The sequence below is a fragment of the Citrobacter sp. Cpo071 genome, from assembly GCF_030332765.1.
Taxonomy (GTDB): Bacteria; Pseudomonadota; Gammaproteobacteria; order Enterobacterales; family Enterobacteriaceae; genus Citrobacter; species Citrobacter portucalensis.
Map to the genome: position 1 here is coordinate 319144 of NZ_JAOWHE010000077.1, position 21287 is coordinate 340430.

24 protein-coding genes are annotated in these 21287 nt (G+C 55.1%); 21 read left to right on the forward strand and 3 right to left on the reverse strand.

Annotated features, from left to right (window positions below):
- Positions 1–50: 50 nt before the first annotated feature.
- The 8 genes from mdcA (at position 51) to mdcH (ending at position 7110) form a co-directional block, all read left to right on the forward strand.
- Complete coding sequence (mdcA, locus tag OGY09_RS10320) at positions 51–1706, forward strand: malonate decarboxylase subunit alpha (RefSeq protein WP_032945191.1); 1656 nt, start codon at positions 51–53, stop codon at positions 1704–1706.
- Entirely contained in the window at positions 1706–2566 is an 861-nt protein-coding gene (locus OGY09_RS10325; RefSeq protein WP_275399088.1) for a triphosphoribosyl-dephospho-CoA synthase, read from the forward strand. Before mdcA ends, OGY09_RS10325 begins: the two co-directional genes overlap by 1 nt.
- A gap of 17 nt (positions 2567–2583) precedes the next feature.
- On the forward strand, positions 2584–2883 hold the full coding sequence (gene mdcC, locus OGY09_RS10330; protein WP_032945188.1) for a malonate decarboxylase acyl carrier protein: 300 nt from the start codon (positions 2584–2586) through the stop codon (positions 2881–2883).
- A complete protein-coding gene (locus OGY09_RS10335) occupies positions 2876–3709 on the forward strand; it encodes a biotin-independent malonate decarboxylase subunit beta (RefSeq protein ID WP_032945186.1) in 834 nt (277 codons plus the stop codon). Before mdcC ends, OGY09_RS10335 begins: the two co-directional genes overlap by 8 nt.
- Complete coding sequence (gene mdcE, locus OGY09_RS10340) at positions 3709–4509, forward strand: biotin-independent malonate decarboxylase subunit gamma (RefSeq protein WP_032945185.1); 801 nt, start codon at positions 3709–3711, stop codon at positions 4507–4509. Before OGY09_RS10335 ends, mdcE begins: the two co-directional genes overlap by 1 nt.
- A 124-nt stretch (positions 4510–4633) precedes the next feature.
- A complete protein-coding gene (locus OGY09_RS10345; RefSeq protein ID WP_032945183.1) occupies positions 4634–5593 on the forward strand; it encodes an AEC family transporter in 960 nt (319 codons plus the stop codon).
- A gap of 3 nt (positions 5594–5596) precedes the next feature.
- Positions 5597–6214, forward strand: a complete 618-nt coding sequence (locus tag OGY09_RS10350; protein WP_032945182.1) for a malonate decarboxylase holo-ACP synthase — start codon at positions 5597–5599, stop codon at positions 6212–6214.
- On the forward strand, positions 6214–7110 hold the full coding sequence (gene mdcH / locus OGY09_RS10355) for a malonate decarboxylase subunit epsilon (RefSeq protein WP_057067139.1): 897 nt from the start codon (positions 6214–6216) through the stop codon (positions 7108–7110). Before OGY09_RS10350 ends, mdcH begins: the two co-directional genes overlap by 1 nt.
- A gap of 93 nt (positions 7111–7203) precedes the next feature.
- Here mdcH and OGY09_RS10360 read toward each other — a convergent pair whose 3' ends face one another.
- Both OGY09_RS10360 and OGY09_RS10365 read right to left on the reverse strand, forming a co-directional pair.
- Positions 7204–8136, reverse strand: a complete 933-nt coding sequence (locus OGY09_RS10360; protein ID WP_275399087.1) for a LysR family transcriptional regulator — start codon at positions 8134–8136, stop codon at positions 7204–7206.
- Positions 8137–8152: 16 nt separating this feature from the next.
- Positions 8153–10054 (reverse strand): ABC transporter ATP-binding protein, encoded by a 1902-nt coding sequence (locus OGY09_RS10365; protein WP_275399086.1) that lies wholly within the window; start codon positions 10052–10054, stop codon positions 8153–8155.
- A gap of 132 nt (positions 10055–10186) precedes the next feature.
- Here OGY09_RS10365 and kefG point away from each other — a divergent pair, with 132 nt between their 5' ends.
- The 4 genes from kefG to slyD all read left to right on the forward strand — a co-directional run bounded on the left by kefG (position 10187) and on the right by slyD (position 13459).
- On the forward strand, positions 10187–10738 hold the full coding sequence (gene kefG / locus OGY09_RS10370; RefSeq protein ID WP_003023629.1) for a glutathione-regulated potassium-efflux system ancillary protein KefG: 552 nt from the start codon (positions 10187–10189) through the stop codon (positions 10736–10738).
- Positions 10738–12543 (forward strand): glutathione-regulated potassium-efflux system protein KefB, encoded by a 1806-nt coding sequence (gene kefB, locus OGY09_RS10375; protein WP_003827759.1) that lies wholly within the window; start codon positions 10738–10740, stop codon positions 12541–12543. Before kefG ends, kefB begins: the two co-directional genes overlap by 1 nt.
- A 9-nt stretch (positions 12544–12552) precedes the next feature.
- Positions 12553–12753 carry a YheV family putative zinc ribbon protein gene (locus tag OGY09_RS10380; RefSeq protein ID WP_003023632.1) on the forward strand — a complete coding sequence of 67 codons (201 nt, stop codon included), beginning with the start codon at positions 12553–12555 and terminating at the stop codon, positions 12751–12753.
- A gap of 94 nt (positions 12754–12847) precedes the next feature.
- On the forward strand, positions 12848–13459 hold the full coding sequence (gene slyD, locus OGY09_RS10385; protein ID WP_008786294.1) for a peptidylprolyl isomerase: 612 nt from the start codon (positions 12848–12850) through the stop codon (positions 13457–13459).
- Positions 13460–13572: 113 nt separating this feature from the next.
- Here the strand turns inward: slyD and OGY09_RS10390 are convergent, their stop codons facing one another.
- A complete protein-coding gene (locus tag OGY09_RS10390; protein WP_003023639.1) occupies positions 13573–13791 on the reverse strand; it encodes a protein SlyX in 219 nt (72 codons plus the stop codon).
- 232 nt (positions 13792–14023) lie between these two features.
- On the opposite strand from OGY09_RS10390, the gene fkpA reads away from it, so the two are divergent.
- The 9 genes from fkpA to tuf form a co-directional block, all read left to right on the forward strand.
- Positions 14024–14842, forward strand: coding sequence for an FKBP-type peptidyl-prolyl cis-trans isomerase (fkpA, locus tag OGY09_RS10395; RefSeq protein WP_286590373.1), 819 nt, complete (start codon positions 14024–14026; stop codon positions 14840–14842).
- A gap of 167 nt (positions 14843–15009) precedes the next feature.
- The gene (locus tag OGY09_RS10400; RefSeq protein ID WP_003023643.1) at positions 15010–15732 is read left to right on the forward strand and encodes a helix-turn-helix transcriptional regulator; all 723 of its coding nucleotides are present in this window, start codon (positions 15010–15012) and stop codon (positions 15730–15732) included.
- Positions 15732–16118: a sulfurtransferase complex subunit TusD gene (tusD, locus tag OGY09_RS10405; protein ID WP_008786293.1), complete on the forward strand. Its 387-nt coding sequence runs from the start codon at positions 15732–15734 to the stop codon at positions 16116–16118. The genes OGY09_RS10400 and tusD overlap by 1 nt, the downstream gene beginning before the upstream one ends.
- Entirely contained in the window at positions 16118–16477 is a 360-nt protein-coding gene (gene tusC / locus OGY09_RS10410; protein ID WP_032945176.1) for a sulfurtransferase complex subunit TusC, read from the forward strand. The genes tusD and tusC overlap by 1 nt, the downstream gene beginning before the upstream one ends.
- Before the next feature lie 7 nt (positions 16478–16484).
- Entirely contained in the window at positions 16485–16772 is a 288-nt protein-coding gene (tusB, locus tag OGY09_RS10415) for a sulfurtransferase complex subunit TusB (RefSeq protein WP_008786292.1), read from the forward strand.
- A gap of 125 nt (positions 16773–16897) precedes the next feature.
- On the forward strand, positions 16898–17272 hold the full coding sequence (gene rpsL / locus OGY09_RS10420; RefSeq protein WP_003023654.1) for a 30S ribosomal protein S12: 375 nt from the start codon (positions 16898–16900) through the stop codon (positions 17270–17272).
- A 95-nt stretch (positions 17273–17367) separates the two neighbouring features.
- A complete protein-coding gene (rpsG, locus tag OGY09_RS10425; RefSeq protein ID WP_003023657.1) occupies positions 17368–17838 on the forward strand; it encodes a 30S ribosomal protein S7 in 471 nt (156 codons plus the stop codon).
- A 96-nt stretch (positions 17839–17934) separates the two neighbouring features.
- On the forward strand, positions 17935–20049 hold the full coding sequence (gene fusA / locus OGY09_RS10430) for an elongation factor G (protein WP_003023659.1): 2115 nt from the start codon (positions 17935–17937) through the stop codon (positions 20047–20049).
- 69 nt (positions 20050–20118) lie between these two features.
- A partial coding sequence (gene tuf / locus OGY09_RS10435) for an elongation factor Tu (RefSeq protein ID WP_049014834.1) occupies positions 20119–21287 on the forward strand: 1169 nt, incomplete at its 3' end.

Genomic DNA, 21287 nt, shown 5'->3' on the forward strand with positions numbered 1-21287 from the left:
CTTTCCAGTGTTAAGCAATCAAAATGATTAGCTGAATCAGGAGGTTAATAATGTTATCTGGGCAAACGCCAGCACGAGTCTGGAACACCCGTCGTACGGAAAAACAGCGCCGCCTGGCTTCCGTTCCGGTGCAGGGCAAGGTGCTGCCGACCGCAGACCTGACCGCGATGCTGGAAAAACTGATCGCGCCGGGTGACCGCGTGGTATTAGAAGGTAATAACCAGAAGCAGGCAGATTTCCTGTCCCGCATGCTGGCTGAAGTCAATCCGCAGATTGTCCACGACCTGCATATGATTATGCCAAGCGTCGGGCGCAGCGAACACCTGGATATCTTTGAAAAAGGCATCGCCCGCAAGCTGGACTTCTCCTTCTCTGGTACCCAGAGCCTGCGTATTTCGCAGCTACTGGAAGATGGCCAACTGGAAATCGGCGCCATCCACACCTACATCGAACTCTATTCCCGTCTTTATGTTGACCTGGCCCCGAACGTGGCGCTGATTGCCGGTTATAAAGCTGACCGTAAAGGTAACCTCTACACCGGGCCGAGCACCGAAGATACTCCGGCGTTGGTGGAAGCCGCCGCCTTCCATGACGGTATCGTTATCGCGCAGGTGAACGAGCTGGTAGATGATGAATGCGACCTGCCGCGCGTGGATATTCCGGGATCCTGGATTGACTACGTAGTTGTCGCCGACAAACCATTCTTTATTGAACCGCTGTTTACCCGCGACCCGCGCCTGATTAAACAGGAACACATCCTGATGGCGATGATGGCGATTAGAGGCATCTACGCGGAACACCAGGTGCAGTCGCTGAACCACGGTATCGGCTTCAACACTGCCGCTATCGAACTGCTGCTGCCGACCTACGGCGAACAGCTGGGGCTGAAGGGCAAAATCTGTAAACACTGGACTTTGAACCCGCATCCGACGCTGATCCCGGCGATTGAAAGCGGCTGGGTAGAAAGCGTGCACTGCTTCGGCGGCGAGCTGGGGATGGAAGAGTACATCCGCGCCCGTCCGGACATCTTCTTCACTGGCTCTGACGGCTCTATGCGTTCTAACCGCGCCTTCTGCCAGTTGGCAGGGCAGTACGCGGTGGATATGTTTATCGGCTCCACCTTGCAGGTTGATGGCTACGCCAACTCATCCACCGTAACCCGCGGCCGTCTTTCCGGCTTCGGCGGCGCGCCGAACATGGGCCATGACCCGCACGGTCGTCGTCATGCAACGCCAGCCTGGCTGAATATGATCACCGAACCGGATCCGATGCAGCGCGGTAAAAAACTGGTCGTGCAGATGGTGGAAACCTTCCAGGCGGGCGTGAAGCCAACCTTCGTCGAAAAACTGGACGCGGTAGAGGTGGCGAAAGCCTCCGGCATGCCGCTGGCGCCGGTAATGATTTACGGCGATGACGTGACTCATGTGCTGACTGAAGAAGGTATTGCCTACCTCTACCGCGCCAAAGATCTCGAAGAGCGCCGCGCGATGGTGGCTGCGGTCGCCGGGATCACCGATATCGGTCTGGGCGTTGACGCTAAACGCGTTGCCGAACTGCGTCAGAGCGGCAAGGTGGTCTATCCGGAAGATATGGGCATTCGTCGTACCGATGCCACCCGTTCGCTGCTGGCAGCCGGTAGTGTCGCTGACCTGGTGGAATGGTCCGGCGGTCTTTACAACCCACCTGCGAAATTCCGGAGCTGGTAATGAAACTTCTGCCCCAGATTCAGGTTGAAGGCGGTGCCGAATGGCTGGCGCGAACCGCCACGCAGTGTCTGATTGACGAAGCACGATTAAGCCCGAAACCCGGTCTGGTGGACAGTCGGGGGAACGGCGCGCACCACGATCTTACGCTTTCGCTAATGGAGCGCTCCGCGCACAGCCTGACCCCCACGTTTCAGGCGCTGGCGCAGCAAAGCTGGCAGCGTCCAGCGGATATTGCGCTCAGACAAACCATAGGGCGACTCGGCCGTGAAGGCGAGCAGCAGATGATGGCCGCGACCCACGGCGTGAATACCCACCGCGGCGCGATTTGGGCGCTGGGGCTGCTGGTGAGCGCCGTGGCGATGCTCGGTGGCGGAGGTAGCGCCCAACAGGTTGCGGCTACCGCCGCAGAGCTGGCGAAGCTGCCGGACGATGCGGCGCCAAAAGTCTTCAGTAAGGGGCTTCGTGCGACGCACCGTTACCGCGTACCCGGCGCACGTGAAGAAGCGCAGCAGGCGTTTCCGCATGTGATGCAACGTGCGCTGCCGCAGCTGCGTTTAAGCCGCCTGAGCGGCAGCAGCGAAACGCACGCGAGGCTGGATGCGCTGATGGCGATCATGACCTCACTGACCGACACCTGCGTGCTGTCCCGCGCGGGGCTGGAGGGGCTTGATGCCATGCAGGACGGCGCGCGAGCCGTGCTGAATGCTGGCGGCAGCGCTCATCTAGCAGGTCAGGCGGCATTAGCGGAACTGGATAGCCAGATGCTGGCGCTCAACGCCTCGCCGGGCGGTGCCGCTGACCTGCTCGCCGCCACGCTGTTTCTCGATCGCGTCGAAATTACGTCGAATCGCCGTATTTAAAGCATTAAGAGGATGTTATGGAACACATTACGTTAACCGTACCGGCCAGCCGCACCTTAAGCGGCAAAGCGCTGGCAGGCGTTGTGGGCTCTGGGGATATGGAGGTGTTATTCACCGCCGACCAGGGCCAGACGTTAACCATTGATATCACCACTTCTGTCGATAACAGCACCCGCCGCTGGGAAGCGCTGTTCAACCGTCTGCAAACGGTCAGCAGCCTGCCTGCGGGCAAACTGACGATCCATGACTTCGGCGCGACGCCGGGCGTGGCGCGCATCCGTATCGAACAGGTTTTTGAAGAGGTGAGCTATGCGTGATGATCGCAGTTTTATCGAATTAAAAGCGCGCCAGCGTGCGCATGCGCTGCTGGACGAAGGCAGCTACCGTGAACTGCTTGACCCGTTTGAAGGCGTGATGTCGCCGTGGCTCGGCGCACAGGGCATTGTCCCGCAGTCTGATGACGGCATGGTGGTGGCGAAAGGCACCATTAACGGCAAACCGGCAGTGGTGGTGGCGATTGAAGGCGCGTTCCAGGGCGGCAGCATGGGCGAAGTGTCCGGCGCCAAAATGGCGGCGGCGCTGGAGCTGGCGGCGGAAGATAACCGCAACGGCATCCCGACTCAGGCGGTCCTGAGCCTGGAAACCGGCGGCGTGCGTTTACAAGAAGCGAACCTCGGTCTGGCGGCGATTGCCGATATCCATGCGGCGATTGTTGACCTGCGTCGTTATACCCCGGTGGTGGGCATTGTGGCCGGTACAGTCGGCTGCTTCGGTGGGATGTCTATTGCGGCGGCGCTGTGTAGCTATCTGATTGTCACCCGTGAAGCGCGCCTCGGCCTCAACGGCCCGCAGGTTATCGAGCAGGAAGCCGGGATTGAAGAGTATGACTCCCGCGACCGTCCGTTCATCTGGAGCATGACAGGGGGGGAAGTTCGCTACCAAAGCGGGCTGGTAGAAGCACTGGTCAACGACGGTGTGAAAGCGGTGAAAGCCGCCATGAACGAGGCGCTGGCCAAAGGCGTTCCGGCAAAACATCGCACCGATAACTACGACTGGTATCTCGATCGCCTGAGCAACTTCGACACCCGCAAACAGGCCGATTCAGAACAGATTAGAGCGCTCTTCGCCCGGGAGGTGAAATGATGAGTAACGTAATTAGCCGTGGCGAATTATGGCTGGAAACGCTGGTGCCAAACGCTAAACGTATCGAGGGGCTGTGCCCGTCCGTACAGGCGGCAGACGGTGAATTGAACGGTGAAACCGCGCGTTTTATCGCGGTCGTTCCCGATGCCAATAACCATTATCCACGCGCAGCCAAAGGCGAAGTCGGTCTGCTGGAAGGCTGGACGCTGGCGAAAGTGGTGAGCGAAACCATCGCCGCCGATGCCGATAAAGCCGTCAAGCGCCCGATTGTGGCGGTGATTGACGTGCCGAGCCAGGCCTACGGTCGCCGTGAAGAAGGTTTCGGCATTCACCAGGCGCTGGCCGGCGCGGCGGCGGCATATGCCAATGCGCGTCTGGCGGGTCACCCGGTGATTGGTCTTATCGTTGGTAAAGCAATGTCCGGCGCGTTTCTGGCGCACGGCTACCAGGCAAACCGTCTGATAGCCTTCAACGATAAAGGCGTATTGATCCATGCGATGGGTAAAGAGTCGGCGGCGCGCATCACCCTGCGTACCGTTGAGGCGCTGGAAAAACTGGCGGCGACCATTCCGCCAATGGCGTATGACATCAGCAACTACGCCACCCTGGGGCTGCTGGAGAATCTGCTGGATATCAGCAATCCGGATGCCCCATCTGCACAAGATCTGGCGCTGGTGAAAACCACGCTGCAACAGGCCATCAATGACGCTCGTCAGGACCCGACGCTGAAAAGCCGTCTGGGCGCTGACAACCGCCGCAGCTCTGCCCTCGTACGCGAACGCATGCGGGCTAGCTGGTAAGTAAAAAAGAGACCTGCCGGATGTACGGCTCCGTGGGCGCATACGCTGCGCCCGCGTGGGTCACTGCATCTGAAAAAATAATAATCATCGCGCCAGTGCTAACTTTTTTCATTACAGGTGAAATATGACTTACGTAATTGTTCATGCTCTTGCTCCGATTTTCGTCATCATGCTGCTGGGATTCTGGGCCGGGAAGGCCAAAATGGTGGACAACAAAAATGTCTCCCTGCTCAATATCTTCGTGATGGACTTTGCGTTACCCGCAGCGCTGTTTAGCGCCACGGTACAAACGCCGTGGGCGGGTATCGTCGCGCAGTCACCGCTGATTGTGGTACTGACGCTGGCGATGTGGATTACCTATGCCGCCATCTACTTTATGGCGACCAAAGTTTTCAAGAAATCTCCACAGGACGCCGCCGTGCTGACCCTGACCGTTGCGCTGCCAAACTACGCCGCGCTGGGCTTGCCGATTTTGGGTAGCGTGCTGGGTGAAACCTCTTCCACCTCGCTGTCCGTTGCCGTTTCCATTGCCTGCGGTTCCGTATTGATGACGCCGTTCTGCCTGCTGATCCTCGAACGTGAGAAAGCGCGCGCGGAAGGTGGAAACTCCGGTTCTACACTCTCCATGCTGCCGGTGCTGATGTGGCGCTCGATCAAAAAACCGATCGTCATGGGCCCGCTGCTGGGGGTCATCCTCTCCGCGATTGGTATTAAAATGCCGGAGCTGGTGCTGGCGGCGATCAAACCGTTGGGTCTGTCTGCTACTGCGGCGGCGCTATTCCTGACCGGCGTCATTCTTTCTGCGCGTAAACTGCAGATCAACACCGTGGTGATTACCTCCACCATCACTAAGCTGCTGATTCAACCGGCTATTGCCTGGGGTATCGTGCTGATTTTCGGCCTGCATGGTTCCGTGGCGATTACCGCTATCCTGATGATTGCGCTGTCCGCGGGTTTCTTCGGCGTGGTGTTCGGTAACCGCTTTGGCGTGCAGTCGCCTGATGCAGAAGCCGTGCTGCTGTTGAGCTCCGTACTGTGTATCCTGTCGCTGCCGCTGTTTATCTCGCTGACTTCAGGAATCTAAATCATGAGCACAACATTACGCCCACACGACCTTATCTGGCTGAACGCGCGCGACGCGCTCGAAGATGTCACGGAATCCTGGGTGGATACCGTCTGGCATAGCGGCCTGCCGGTGGTCGTACGGCGTGATGTTGATGCGCAGGGGCGTATTCCCGTGGGCGTCCGCGGGATGAAGCGCGACCAGCGCGCCGCCGGTTGGGTGAAAGCGGAGGCGGTCGTTCGCGTCTGCTCGCCGGAATTGCTGGTGGATCCGCTGTCGCTGCTGCGTTCGCCTTTTATCTCTCAGCCACCGCTTCAGGTGGCGTTGTTATTGACGCAGCAGGCGTGGCCGTGGACGTGGGGCATCACCGGCAGTACCGGCTATGCGCTGGCTACCGGGATCCCGGTGATCCACGCGGCAAGCGATCTGGATCTGCTGATCCGCGCGCCTCAGCCGTTATCACGCGAGCTGTTGGTCAAATGGCAACAGCAGGTGGCGGGAGGGCTTTGCCGTGCCGATACCCAGGTTGAGACGCCCTGTGGCGCATTTGCCCTTAACGAATGGCTGCGCGACGGTAAAGCACTGTTAAAAACCGCGCAGGGGCCGCGTCTGGTGAGCGACCCGTGGAGCAGGGAGGAGTAATGAAAATTCTGTTTACCTTTCCGGGGCAAGGAACTCAGCATCCGGGGATGCTGCAAAACCTGCCGGGAACAGAGCTGGCGCAGGCACGGGAGGTGCTGGGCGCAGAGGCCGATACACTCGACACGCCGATGGCGCTACAGCATACCCGCGCGGTGCAGCTGTCACTGTTGATTGCGGGCGTTGCGTGGTCGCATGAGCTGGAGCGTCGCGGCGTGTCGCCGGATATCGTCAGCGGTTTGTCTATCGGCGCTTACCCGGCAGCGGTGCTCGCCGGGGCGCTGGATTTTGCCGACGCGCTGCGGCTCGTGGCGCTGCGCGGTGACTTAATGGAGCAGGCGTATCCGCATGGCTACGGCCTGACGGCGATTATGGGGCTAACGTTAAGTCAGGTGGAAAGTCTGGTGGCAGGCAGCGGAACCTATATCGCCAACCTGAATGCCGAAACGCAGATTGTGATTGCGGGTAGCGATGAAGCGATGGCCGATGTGGCAAAACGCGCGCTGGAGAAAGGCGCCAGCAAGGCGCACCGGCTGGCGGTGAGCGTGCCTTCTCACTGTGAACTACTGGCGGAACCGGCACAAAAGCTGGTTGAGGCTTTCAGTAAGGTGACGCTTTCTCGCCCACGCTACGCCTACCTCAGCGGCAGCACCGGGCGCGTACTGTGGCAGCCGGAGCGGATTGCTGACGACCTGGCGATGAATATGGCGCGTACCGTGCGCTGGCAGGAGGCGGTTATCTCCGCTAACGAACGTGAAGCGCGGCTGGCGATTGAAATGCCGCCCGGTGGCGTGCTGACCTGCTTAACGCGTCAGGCGGCGTGGGAAGGGGAGTCTGTTTCTCTGGAGCGCAGCGGCGTGGATGTTGCTGTGCATCTGGCGAAACACCTTCGTGCGTGATGTGATTGCCCGATGACGTTGCGCTTATCGGGCCTACAAAACCGGCTCGAAACGCGTAGGCCGGATAAGACGCAAAGCGTCGCCATCCGGCAATCAGTCGTTTGGCTTAAGGCTGCGCGCATACATCCGCCCTTCGGCGGCCAGCGCCAACAGGCTTGGGTCACGCTCGCGGTTGCGGGCAAAGACAATCGCGATAAGCTGCTGCATCTGATAGGGCTCAGCCAATTTTTGCAGCTTCACGGTATTCTCATACATTTTCTTCATTCGCCCCGGCATCAAACAGAAACCAACCCCTGCCTGTACCAGACTGAGCATCGAGAAGATGTCGTTTACGCGGGTAACGATTTCCGGCTCAAACCCGGCGATATGAAACGCTTCCTGAAAACCGGCATAGGTGGCGAAGCCTTCCGCCAGTGAGACAAACTTCTCATTGCGATAGTGACGCAGGTCCGCCTTCATGGTGGCGTCCAGCGTAGCGGACATCGGCGCGGCGAGGTAGATATCGTCGTGGAACAGGGGCAGCACTTCGAGGCTGTTGCGGTCGATTTCGCTTTCTGAAATGGAAATCAGGATCGCGTCCAGCGTACCGTTTTCCAGCATCTTCAGCAGCGCTTCGTTGGAGCCCATGGTGAGATCCAGCTCCAGATCCGGGCGGCGCAGCTTCATGCCCATAATCAGGTGCGGCACCGTCTCCAGCGTCAGTGAGTAGAGCGTGCCAACGCGTAAACGACCCTGACCCACACCTGCTGTTTTGCGCGTCTCTTCCAGCCCGCGCGCCATCAGTTGGATGACTTCCTGGCAGTACTCCAGCAGCGTCCACGCTGCGGGTTGGGCGATAAGATTACGTCCTTTGTGAACGAACAGCGGGCAACGAACGTTCTCTTCCAGCGTGTGCAACGCCCGGTGAACGCTAACGCCGCTGATGTTCAGCGCCTCGGCGGTGCGGGCGATGTTACCCTTCTCCATAAAGGTCATGAAGATGGTCAGCTTGCGGAAGGTAATATCGTTGGTCGTCAGCTGATTCATCATCGTCTTCCCAAAGTTAGTCGGCCAGCATCTGTTCGAGCTGTTCCTGCGCATCCAGCCAGGCCATTTCACACTCTTCCAGCCCGGATTTCGCACTGGCCTGCTGCTGCAAACAGGCGGTAAGTTCGGCTTTGCGACTTTGGTCGTACAGTTCGCTGTTGCCGAGTTTTTCTTCCGCCTGCGCCAGCTGTGCGTGCAGTTTCTCCATCTCTTTTTCCAGACGGGTAATCTCTTTACGCAGCGGCTGCGTCAGGGAGCGCAGTTCCGCTTCGCGGCGCTTCTGGTCTTTACGCGCCTGGGCGCTGTTAACGCTCTCTTTCGCCGGTTCGTCGCCCTGGTTTTCCTGTTTCTGGACATCGCTCAGCCACTGCTGATAATCCTCCAGATCGCCATCAAACGGCTCGACTTTCTTGTCGTGTACCAGATAGAGGTCGTCGGTGGTGGAGCGGATCAGGTGACGGTCGTGCGAGACGACAACCAGCGCGCCTTCAAAATCGATCAGCGCCTCGGTCAGCGCCTGACGCATATCCAAGTCCAGGTGGTTGGTTGGTTCATCGAGCAGCAGCAGGTTAGGGCGCTGCCAGACGATCAACGCCAGTACCAGACGCGCTTTTTCGCCACCGGAGAAGCGGCGTGTCTCTTCGCTGACTTTATCGCCCTGGAAGCCGAATCCACCCAGGTAGTCACGCAGTTTCTGCTCCAGTTCCTGCGGTGCCATGCGTGCCAGATGCTGAATGGGTGATTCATCGGCGCGTAAAAACTCCAGCTGGTGCTGCGCGAAGTAGCCCAGTTTGATGCCTTTCGCCAGGCCAATCTCACCGCTGATTGGGGCCAGTTCGCCGGCCAGCAGCTTAATCAGCGTCGATTTACCCGCGCCGTTGCGACCGAGCAGGCCGATGCGGGAACCCGGCACCAGATTCAGTTTGATCGAATCGAGAATGACGCGATCGCCGTAGCCTGCGCTAACCTTTTCCATCTTCAGCAGCGGGTTTGGCAAGCTTTCCGGCTCACGGAAGCTGAAGTGGAACGGGTTGTCCACGTGCGCTGGGGCAATCAGCTCCATGCGTTCCAGCATTTTGATACGGCTCTGTGCCTGCTTCGCTTTCGTTGCTTTAGCGCGGAAACGATCGATATAGCTTTGCAGATGCGCCACGCGCTCCTGCTGGCTTTCGTACATTGCCTGTTGCTGTGCGAGGCGGGTCGCACGCTGGATTTCAAACGCGCTGTAGTTGCCGGTGTACTCGAACATGGTTTGCTGTTCGATATGAATAATTTTATCTACCACCGGATCGAGGAAGTCGCGATCGTGGGAGATCAAAATCAGCGTGCCCTGATAGCTTTTCAGCCATCTTTCCAGCCAGATCACCGCGTCGAGATCGAGGTGGTTGGTTGGTTCATCGAGCAGCAGCAGGTCTGAACGGCAGATCAGCGCCTGGGCCAGGTTGAGACGCATACGCCAGCCACCGGAGAAGTCGCTGACCGGACGTTCAAGCTGCTCGTTGGAGAAACCGAGGCCATGCAGCAGGCTGGCGGCGCGTGAGCGCACGGTCCAGGCGTCGATGGCATCCAGCTTGCCATGGACAGTGGCAATGGCATGTCCATCGTTACGTTCGTTGGCATCCTTCAACTGCGCTTCCAGTTGACGATACTCGCGGTCGCCGTCAATCACGTACTCCAGCGCGGGCTGCGGCAATGCTGGCGTTTCCTGATTCACCCACGCAAGCTGCCAGTTTCCCGGATAGGTAAATCCTCCGGCGTCGGCGCTGAGTTCATTTTTCAGCAATGCCAGCAGGGTAGATTTACCGCAGCCATTTTTACCTACCAGACCAACCTTCTGCCCTGGATTAATGGTGGCCGTGGCATTGTCCAGCAAGACGCGCACGCCGCGACGAATTTGTAACGATGAGAAAACAATCATAAGGCGCCGTATGTTCAGACTATGTTAATTTATCATTATGATAATGTAATGTGTGGGCCATTTGCCGCACCGAGGCGCCATGGTAGCCCAAAACATCGAAAATAGACAAAAGACAAAACCGGGAGGGGGATGATGTTCCAGCCAGCGAAAGTCTTGCTGCTGTATGCCCATCCGGAATCTCAGGACTCGGTCGCGAACCGGGTTCTGCTTAAACCGGCCATGCAGCTTAGCAATGTTACCGTGCACGACCTTTACGCACACTATCCTGATTTTTTTATCGATATTCCGCATGAGCAGGCGCTACTGCGTGAGCATGATGTGATTGTTTTTCAGCATCCGCTCTACACCTATAGCTGTCCGGCGCTGTTAAAGGAATGGCTTGATCGCGTACTGAGCCGCGGATTTGCCAGCGGTCCCGGAGGGAATCAACTGGCGGGAAAGTACTGGCGTAGCGTTATCACTACCGGAGAACCGGAAAGTGCCTACCGCTATGACGCGCTAAACCGTTATCCAATGAGCGATGTGCTGCGTCCTTTCGAGCTAACGGCCGGTATGTGCCGCATGCACTGGATGAGCCCAATTATCGTTTACTGGGCCAGACGGCAAACGAAGCAGGAGCTGGACAGCCATGCGAAAGCGTATGGTGACTGGCTGGCGAATCCGATCCCTGTGGGAGGCCGCTGATGGAAGGTTCTGATTTATTGACAGCGGGAGTGTTGTTCCTCTTCGCGGCGGTGGCTGCAGTTCCCCTGGCCTCAAAGCTGGGTATCGGTCCGGTGCTGGGTTACTTGCTGGCGGGTATTGCTATCGGCCCGTGGGGATTAGGATTTATCAGCGATGTGGATGAAATCCTGCATTTTTCCGAGCTGGGCGTAGTCTTTCTGATGTTCATCATTGGGCTGGAACTTAATCCCGCCAAACTGTGGCAACTGCGGCGTTCAATTTTTGGCGTCGGTGCCGCGCAGGTGATGCTGAGCGCGGTGGTGCTGGCCGGATTATTGATGCTCACTGCGTTCTCCTGGCAGGCGGCAGTGGTTGGCGGCATTGGTCTGGCGATGTCATCGACCGCTATGGCGCTACAGTTGATGCGCGAAAAAGGCATGAACCGCAGTGAATCCGGACAACTGGGTTTTTCGGTACTGCTGTTTCAGGATCTGGCGGTGATCCCCGCGCTGGCACTGGTTCCGCTGCTGGCGGGTTCTGCTGACGAACATTTTGACTGGATCAAAGTGGGAATGAAGGTGCTGGCCTTTGCCGGCATGCTGATTGGCGGTCGCTATTTGCTGCGTCCGGTTTTCCGCTTTATTGCGGATTCTGGCGTGCGGGAAGTGTTCACCGCTGCCACGCTCCTGTTGGTGCTGGGTTCTGCTTTATTTATGGATGCGCTGGGGCTGTCAATGGCGCTGGGAACGTTTATCGCGGGCGTGCTGCTGGCGGAAAGCGAATACCGACATGAGCTGGAAACGGCAATCGATCCGTTTAAAGGCCTGTTGCTCGGGCTGTTTTTTATCTCCGTTGGCATGTCGCTCAACCTCGGCGTGCTCTACACCCATATTCTGTGGGTGGCAGCGAGCGTGATAGTGCTGGTGGTCGTAAAAATGCTGGTGCTGTATGTGCTGGCGCGTCTTAACGGCATGAGAAGCTCTGAACGGATGCAATTTGCCGGGGTTTTAAGTCAGGGGGGTGAATTCGCTTTCGTGCTGTTTTCAACGGCATCCTCGCAAAGGCTGTTTCAGGGCGACCAAATGGCGTTGCTGCTGGTGACCGTCACGCTGTCGATGATGACCACACCGTTGGTGATGAAGCTGATTGATAAATGGCTCTCCCGCCAGTTTAACGGCACGGATGAGGAAGACGAAAAACCCTGGGTGGAAGATGATAAACCGCAGGTGATTGTGGTGGGGTTTGGGCGTTTTGGTCAGGTTATTGGTCGCCTGTTGATGGCTAATAAAATGCGCATTACCGTTCTGGAGCGGGATATCAGTGCGGTGAATCTGATGCGTAAATATGGCTATAAGGTTTATTACGGTGATGCCACGCAGGTGGAACTGTTGCGCTCCGCAGGGGCAGAGGCGGCGCAATCTATTGTTATTACCTGTAATGAGCCTGAAGACACCATGAAACTGGTGGAACTGTGCCAACAGTATTTTCCGCATTTGCATATTCTTGCGCGAGCGCGCGGACGTGTAGAGGCGCATGAGTTATTACAGGCTGGTGTGACGCAGTTTTCCCGCGAAACGTTCTCCAGTGCGCTGGAGTTGGGGCGTAAAACGCTGGTTACACTGGGAATGCATCCGCACCAGGCTCAGCGCGCTCAGCTGCATTTTCGGCGGCTGGATATGCGCATGCTGCGGGAACTGATCCCCATGCATACAGATACGGTACAAATCTCTCGAGCCAGGGAAGCCCGGCGCGAGCTGGAGGAAATTTTCCAACGAGAGATGCAGCAAGAGCGACGTCAGCTGGATGGCTGGGATGAATTTGAGTAGAGGATAACCATGGCAATTCGTAAACGTTTTATCGCAGGTGCAAAATGTCCGTCCTGCCAGTCGCAGGATACGCTGGCGATGTGGCGCGAAAATAATATCGATATTGTTGAGTGTGTTAAGTGCGGTCATCAGATGCGGGAAGCAGATAAAGAGGCGCGCGAGCACGTTCGCAAAGAAGAGCAAGTGATCGGGATTTTTCATCCGGACTAGCGATATGGCGCAGCTTTTTTTAAGCTAGAGGGTACACGGGTGCAGAATTCCGCTACAATCTGCGCCACTATTCTTTCCATGCTCAGGAGATATCATGAAAGTAGCAAAGGACCTGGTGGTCAGCCTGGCCTATCAGGTACGTACAGAAGACGGTGTGTTGGTTGATGAGTCTCCGGTGAGTGCACCGCTGGACTACCTGCATGGTCACGGTTCCCTGATTTCTGGCCTGGAAACAGCGCTGGACGGTCATGAAGTTGGCGACAAATTCGATGTTGCTGTTGGCGCAAACGACGCATACGGTCAGTACGACGAAAACCTGGTGCAGCGCGTTCCTAAAGACGTCTTCATGGGCGTTGACGAACTGCAGGTTGGCATGCGTTTCCTGGCTGAAACTGACCAGGGTCCAGTACCGGTAGAAATTACCGAAGTGGAAGACGACCACGTTGTGGTTGACGGTAACCACATGCTGGCTGGCCAGAATCTGAAATTCAACGTAGAAGTTGTTGCTATCCGCGAAGCGACCGAAGAAGAACTGGCTCACGGCCACGTTCACGGTGCGCACGGTCACGACCACGATCATGACCACGGTCATGACGGTTGCTGCGGTGGTCACGGCCACGGTCACGACCATGGTCACGAGCACGGCGGCGAAGGCTGCTGCGGCGGTGGCGGTAAAGGTAACGGCGGCGGCTGCGGTTGCCACTGATCGGTATGATTGCCTGATGGCGCTACGCTTATCAGGCCTACCGTAGGCCGGATAAGACGTTTACGTCGTCATCCGGCACAAAAAAGCGGGGATATCCCCGCTTTTTTTACGTCTCAATAATGTGGCGGCGGGGTCTCTTCAGACTGCGACGCAATGTGGGACGGCTGCGTTGCTTTGAGCTTTTCCGTCAGCAGACGCAGATGGTCGCGCAGTTTGGCCATTTCCAGTTCATGCGCGGTCACCGTCACGTTGAGCTCTTCAATGGTGATCTCCTGAAATGCCAGGCGACTTTCCAGTTCAGCCAGGCGAGTTTCCATTGTTGTATCCTGCATGATTCACCTCTTTCTTTTTTTTCCGGCAGATCGCGGACTGCGGCGAATTCTACTTAACTTTGCCTGTTTGCACAGCACTCAATCTTCGGTAACGAAACTAATTTAAACAAAAAGAGTCTGAAAAGTGGTGATAATAGGGCGTGCCTGTATGTTGATTTGTTCTGCAACGCTTTATAGTACATTTTTATGTTAGCTAACCCTGGGGTGAGATGCCCCGGCCCTGGAGATATGGATGAAATCACTGTTTAAAGTAACGCTGCTGGCGACCACAATGGCTGTTGCTCTGCATGCCCCGATCACCTTCGCTGCTGATGCTGCGAAACCAGCCGCTACTGCTGACAGCAAAGCAGCATTCAAGAATGACGACCAAAAAGCCGCTTACGCGCTGGGCGCGTCCCTGGGTCGTTATATGGAAAACTCTCTGAAAGAGCAGGAAAAACTGGGCATCAAACTGGATAAAGATCAGCTGATCGCTGGTGTTCAGGATGCGTTTGCAGACAAGAGCAAACTGTCTGACCAGGAAATCGAACAAACTCTGCAGGCGTTTGAAGCGCGCGTGAAGAGCTCCGCTCAGGCGAAAATGGAAAAAGACGCGGCTGACAACGAAGCCAAAGGTAAAGTTTACCGCGAGAAATTTGCTAAAGAGAAAGGCGTTAAAACCTCTTCTACTGGCCTGGCCTACAAAGTAGAGAAAGAAGGTACTGGCGCTGCACCGAAAGATAGCGATACCGTGGTAGTCAACTACAAAGGTACGCTGATCGATGGTAAAGAGTTTGATAACTCCTACACCCGTGGTGAGCCGCTGTCTTTCCGTCTTGACGGTGTCATCCCTGGCTGGACTGAAGGCCTGAAAAACATCAAGAAAGGCGGCAAAATCCAGCTGGTTATCCCACCGGATCTGGCTTACGGCAAAACCGGCGTCCCGGGTATTCCGGCCAACTCTACGCTGGTCTTTGATGTTGAACTGTTAGACATCAAACCGGCACCGAAAGCTGACGCGCAGCCAGATGCTGCACCGGCAGATAAAGCTGCAGACAGCAGCAAAAAATAAGCTAACAGAAACCGCCGCCCACAGGGCGGCGGTTTTTTATTATCGACAGGATATAATTAATACTGGAAAGCGCCTTGTGCGCTGTATTACTTTAGATGCCCCTATAATAGTGATGAGCCTGCCCTGACAACATAACGACAGGCTCCTGAAAAGGAGTGCTTTTTTTCATGTCCAGGTCGCTTTTAACCAACGAAACCAGTGAGCTAGATTTGCTGGATCAACGTCCTTTCGATCAAACCGACTTCGATATCCTCAAATCCTACGAAGCGGTAGTGGACGGGTTGGCGATGCTCATTGGTTCCCATTGTGAAATCGTATTGCACTCTTTGCAGGATTTGAAATGCTCGGCCATCCGCATTGCTAACGGTGAACACACGGGCCGTAAAATTGGCTCACCGATTACCGACCTTGCGTTGCGTATGCTGCATGATATGACGGGTGCGGATAGCAGCGTGTCGAAGTGTTACTTCACACGTGCGAAAAGCGGTGTCTTGATGAAGTCGGTGACGATTGCCATTCGCAACCGTGAGCATCGCGTGATTGGTCTGCTGTGCATCAACATGAACCTTGATGTTCCTTTCTCGCAGATAATGAATACCTTTATCCCACCGGAAACCCCGGAAGTGGGCTCTGCCGTCAACTTCGCTTCTTCGGTGGAAGATCTGGTTACCCAGACGCTGGAATTCACGATCGAAGAAGTGAATGCCGATCGCAATGTTTCCAACAACGCGAAGAACCGCCAGATCGTCCTGAATTTATATGAGAAAGGCATCTTCGATATTAAAGATGCCATCAACCAGGTCGCCGATCGGCTGAACATCTCCAAACATACGGTCTACCTCTATATTCGTCAGTTCAAAAGCGGCGATTTCCAGGGGCAAGACAAGTAATGCGTTTTGCCATCATGGTGACAGGGCCTGCTTATGGCACGCAGCAGGCGAGTAGCGCGTTGCAATTTGCACATGCGCTTCTCGAAGAAGGGCATGAGTTATGCAGCGTCTTTTTCTATCGAGAAGGTGTATATAACGCCAACTTACTGACTTCACCCGCCAGTGATGAATATGATCTGGTGCGGGCCTGGCAACAGCTGAACCAACAGCATGGTGTAACGCTGAATATCTGCGTGGCGGCGGCGTTGCGTCGCGGCGTTGTTGATGAAACTGAGGCAAAGCGTCTGGGACTGGCAGGGGCTAATTTACAATCAGGTTTTAACCTCAGCGGGCTTGGATCGCTGGCTGAGGCATCCCTGACCTGCGATCGCGTGGTGCAGTTCTGATGAAACGTGTTGCTTTTGTCTTTTCTACCGTGCCGCACGGCAGCGCATCTGGCCGTGAAGGGTTAGATGCATTGCTGGCGACATCTGCATTAACGGAAGACCTCGGCGTGTTTTTTATCGGCGATGGCGTCTTTCAAATCCTCCAGGGACAACAACCGGATGCCGTGCTGGCGCGAGACTATATCGCAACCTTCAAGCTGTTAGGGTTGTACGATATCGATCAATGTTGGCTGTGCGCCGCTTCATTACGCGAGCGGGGCCTTCAGCAGGGGGGTAATTTTGTGGTCGATGCGACAGCGCTTGAACCGGAAGATTTACGCCGTGAGTTAGGCAACTTTGACGTCATTTTAAGGTTTTGAGACTCTCATGCTGCACACACTACATCGTTCCGCGTGGCTTACCGATTTCTCCTCTCTTCTTCGCCTGGTAGATAAAGACGATGAGCTTTTATTGCTCCAGGATGGTGTGACGGCGGCAATCGAAGGCAGCCGTTTCCTTGAAAGTCTGCAAAATGCCTCCATTAAGGTCTATGTACTGGAAGAAGACATTAAGGCTCGCGGTTTGAGTGGTCAAATTTCAGACAGTGTCGTCAGGGTTAGCTATACTGACTTCGTCAGACTTACGGTGAAGCATCCCAGCCAGATGTCCTGGTAATTGTGGGATCGTTGTATATTTCTTGACACCTTTTCGACACCGACCTAAAATTCTGCGTCCTCATATTGTATGAGGTCGTTTTATTACGTGTTTACGAAGCAAAAGCTAAAACCAGGAGCTATTTAATGGCAACAGTTAACCAGCTGGTACGCAAACCACGTGCACGCAAAGTTGCAAAAAGCAACGTGCCTGCGCTGGAAGCATGCCCGCAGAAACGTGGCGTATGTACTCGTGTATATACTACCACTCCTAAAAAACCGAACTCCGCACTGCGTAAAGTTTGCCGTGTTCGTCTGACTAACGGTTTTGAAGTGACTTCCTACATCGGTGGTGAAGGTCACAACCTGCAGGAGCACTCCGTGATCCTGATCCGTGGCGGTCGTGTAAAAGACCTCCCGGGTGTTCGTTACCACACCGTTCGTGGTGCGCTTGACTGCTCCGGCGTTAAAGACCGTAAGCAATCACGCTCCAAGTATGGCGTGAAACGTCCTAAGGCTTAATGGTTCTCCGTTAAGTAAGGCCAAACGTTTTATATTAATGTCAAACTAAACTCTTAGAGTTTTGGACAATCCTGAATTAACAACGGAGTATTTCCATGCCACGTCGTCGCGTCATTGGTCAGCGTAAAATTCTGCCGGATCCGAAGTTCGGATCAGAACTGCTGGCTAAATTTGTAAATATCCTGATGGTAGATGGTAAAAAATCTACTGCCGAAACTATCGTATACAGCGCGCTGGAGACCCTGGCTCAGCGTTCTGGTAAAAACGAACTGGAAGCTTTCGAAGTAGCTCTCGAAAACGTGCGCCCGACTGTCGAAGTTAAGTCTCGCCGCGTTGGTGGTTCTACTTATCAGGTACCAGTTGAAGTCCGTCCGGTCCGTCGTAATGCTCTGGCAATGCGTTGGATCGTTGAAGCTGCTCGTAAACGCGGTGATAAATCCATGGCTCTGCGCCTGGCGAACGAACTTTCTGATGCTGCAGAAAACAAAGGTACTGCAGTTAAGAAACGTGAAGACGTTCACCGTATGGCAGAAGCCAACAAGGCGTTCGCACACTACCGTTGGTAATCCCTTCGGAGTTTTAGTCACCAGGCGGGCGCTTCTAGTAAGCAGCCCGCTTTGGGCTACTTAAATTGAACGCCTAAAAGATAAACGAGGAATCAAATGGCTCGTACAACACCCATCGCGCGCTACCGTAACATCGGTATCAGTGCGCACATCGACGCCGGTAAAACCACTACTACCGAACGTATTCTGTTCTACACCGGTGTAAACCATAAAATCGGTGAAGTTCATGACGGCGCAGCCACCATGGACTGGATGGAGCAGGAGCAGGAACGTGGTATTACTATCACCTCCGCAGCGACTACTGCATTCTGGTCTGGTATGGCTAAGCAGTATGAACCGCATCGCGTAAACATCATCGACACCCCGGGGCACGTTGACTTCACTATCGAAGTAGAACGTTCCATGCGTGTGCTTGATGGTGCAGTAATGGTTTACTGCGCAGTTGGTGGTGTTCAGCCTCAGTCTGAAACCGTATGGCGTCAGGCAAACAAATATAAAGTTCCGCGCATTGCGTTCGTTAACAAAATGGACCGTATGGGTGCGAACTTCCTGAAAGTTGTTGGTCAGATCAAAACCCGTCTGGGCGCGAACCCTGTTCCGCTGCAGCTGGCAATTGGCGCTGAAGAAGCGTTCACCGGTGTTGTTGACCTGGTGAAAATGAAAGCCATCAACTGGAACGAAGAAGATGCAGGCGTAACCTTCACTTATGAAGATATCCCGGCTGACATGCAGGAACTGGCTGAAGAATGGCACCAGAACCTGATCGAGTCCGCTGCAGAAGCTTCAGAAGAGCTGATGGAGAAATACCTGGGTGGTGAAGAACTGACTGAAGAAGAGATCAAAAAAGCTCTGCGTCAGCGCGTTCTGAACAACGAAATCATCCTGGTAACCTGTGGTTCTGCGTTCAAGAACAAAGGTGTTCAGGCGATGCTGGATGCGGTAATTGATTACTTGCCATCCCCAGTAGACGTACCTGCGATCAACGGTATTCTGGACGACGGTAAAGATACTCCTGCTGAGCGTCATGCTAGCGATGACGAGCCGTTTGCTGCTCTGGCATTCAAAATCGCTACTGACCCGTTCGTGGGTAACCTGACCTTCTTCCGCGTGTACTCTGGTGTGGTTAACTCCGGTGACACCATCCTGAACTCCGTGAAAACTGCACGTGAACGTTTCGGCCGTATCGTACAGATGCACGCTAACAAACGTGAAGAGATCAAAGAAGTTCGCGCGGGCGATATCGCTGCTGCAATCGGTCTGAAAGACGTGACCACTGGTGACACTCTGTGTGACCCGGATCACCCGATCATTCTGGAACGTATGGAATTCCCTGAGCCGGTAATTTCCATCGCGGTAGAACCGAAAACCAAAGCTGACCAGGAAAAAATGGGTCTGGCTCTGGGCCGTCTGGCTAAAGAAGACCCGTCATTCCGCGTATGGACTGACGAAGAATCTAACCAGACCATTATCGCTGGTATGGGTGAGCTGCACCTCGACATCATCGTTGACCGTATGAAGCGTGAATTCAACGTTGAAGCGAACGTCGGTAAACCTCAGGTTGCTTACCGCGAAGCGATTCGCGCGAAAGTTACCGATATCGAAGGTAAACACGCTAAGCAGTCTGGTGGTCGCGGTCAGTACGGTCATGTTGTTATCGACATGTACCCGCTGGAGCCGGGTTCAAACCCGAAAGGCTACGAGTTCATCAACGACATCAAAGGTGGTGTAATTCCTGGCGAATACATCCCGGCCGTTGATAAAGGCATCCAGGAACAGCTGAAATCTGGCCCGCTGGCTGGTTACCCGGTTGTTGATCTGGGCGTGCGTCTGCACTTCGGTTCTTACCATGACGTTGACTCCTCTGAGCTGGCGTTTAAACTGGCCGCTTCTATCGCCTTCAAAGATGGCTTTAAGAAAGCGAAACCAGTTCTGCTTGAGCCTATCATGAAGGTTGAAGTAGAGACTCCGGAAGAGAACACCGGTGACGTAATCGGTGACTTGAGCCGCCGTCGTGGTATGCTTCGTGGTCAGGAATCCAACGTCACTGGCGTTGTTATCCATGCTGAAGTTCCGCTGTCTGAAATGTTCGGATATGCAACCCAGCTGCGTTCTCTGACCAAAGGCCGTGCTTCTTACTCCATGGAGTTCCTGAAGTACGACGATGCGCCGAACAACGTTGCTCAGGCCGTTATTGAAGCCCGTGGTAAATAATCCACAGGATTAAAACCTAAGTCCCGTGCTCTCTCCATAGGGGAGAGCACTATAGTAAGGAATATAGCCGTGTCTAAAGAAAAATTTGAACGTACAAAACCGCACGTTAACGTCGGCACCATCGGCCACGTTGACCACGGTAAAACTACCCTGACCGCTGCAATCACTACCGTACTGGCTAAAACCTACGGCGGTGCTGCTCGTGCATTCGACCAGATCGATAACGCGCCGGAAGAAAAAGCTCGTGGTATCACCATCAACACTTCTCACGTTGAATATGACACCCCGACTCGCCACTACGCACACGTAGACTGCCCGGGCCACGCCGACTATGTTAAAAACATGATCACCGGTGCTGCGCAGATGGACGGCGCGATCCTGGTTGTTGCTGCGACTGACGGCCCGATGCCGCAGACTCGTGAGCACATCCTGCTGGGTCGTCAGGTAGGCGTTCCGTACATCATCGTGTTCCTGAACAAATGCGACATGGTTGATGACGAAGAGCTGCTGGAACTGGTAGAAATGGAAGTTCGTGAACTTCTGTCTCAGTACGATTTCCCGGGCGACGACACTCCGATCGTTCGTGGTTCTGCTCTGAAAGCGCTGGAAGGCGAAGCAGAGTGGGAAGCGAAAATCATCGAACTGGCTGGCTTCCTGGATTCTTACATCCCAGAACCAGAGCGTGCGATTGACAAGCCGTTCCTGCTGCCTATCGAAGACGTATTCTCCATCTCCGGTCGTGGTACCGTTGTTACCGGTCGTGTAGAGCGCGGTATCATCAAAGTTGGTGAAGAAGTTGAAATCGTTGGTATCAAAGAGACTGCTAAGTCTACCTGTACTGGCGTTGAAATGTTCCGCAAACTGCTGGACGAAGGCCGTGCTGGTGAGAACGTTGGTGTTCTGCTGCGTGGTATCAAACGTGAAGAAATCGAACGTGGTCAGGTACTGGCTAAGCCGGGCTCTATCAAGCCGCACACCAAGTTCGAATCTGAAGTGTACATTCTGTCCAAAGACGAAGGCGGCCGTCATACTCCGTTCTTCAAAGGCTACCGTCCGCAGTTCTACTTCCGTACTACTGACGTGACTGGTACCATCGAACTGCCGGAAGGCGTAGAGATGGTAATGCCGGGAGACAACATCAAAATGGTTGTTACCCTGATCCACCCAATCGCGATGGACGACGGTCTGCGTTTCGCAATCCGTGAAGGCGGCCGTACTGTTGGTGCGGGCGTTGTTGC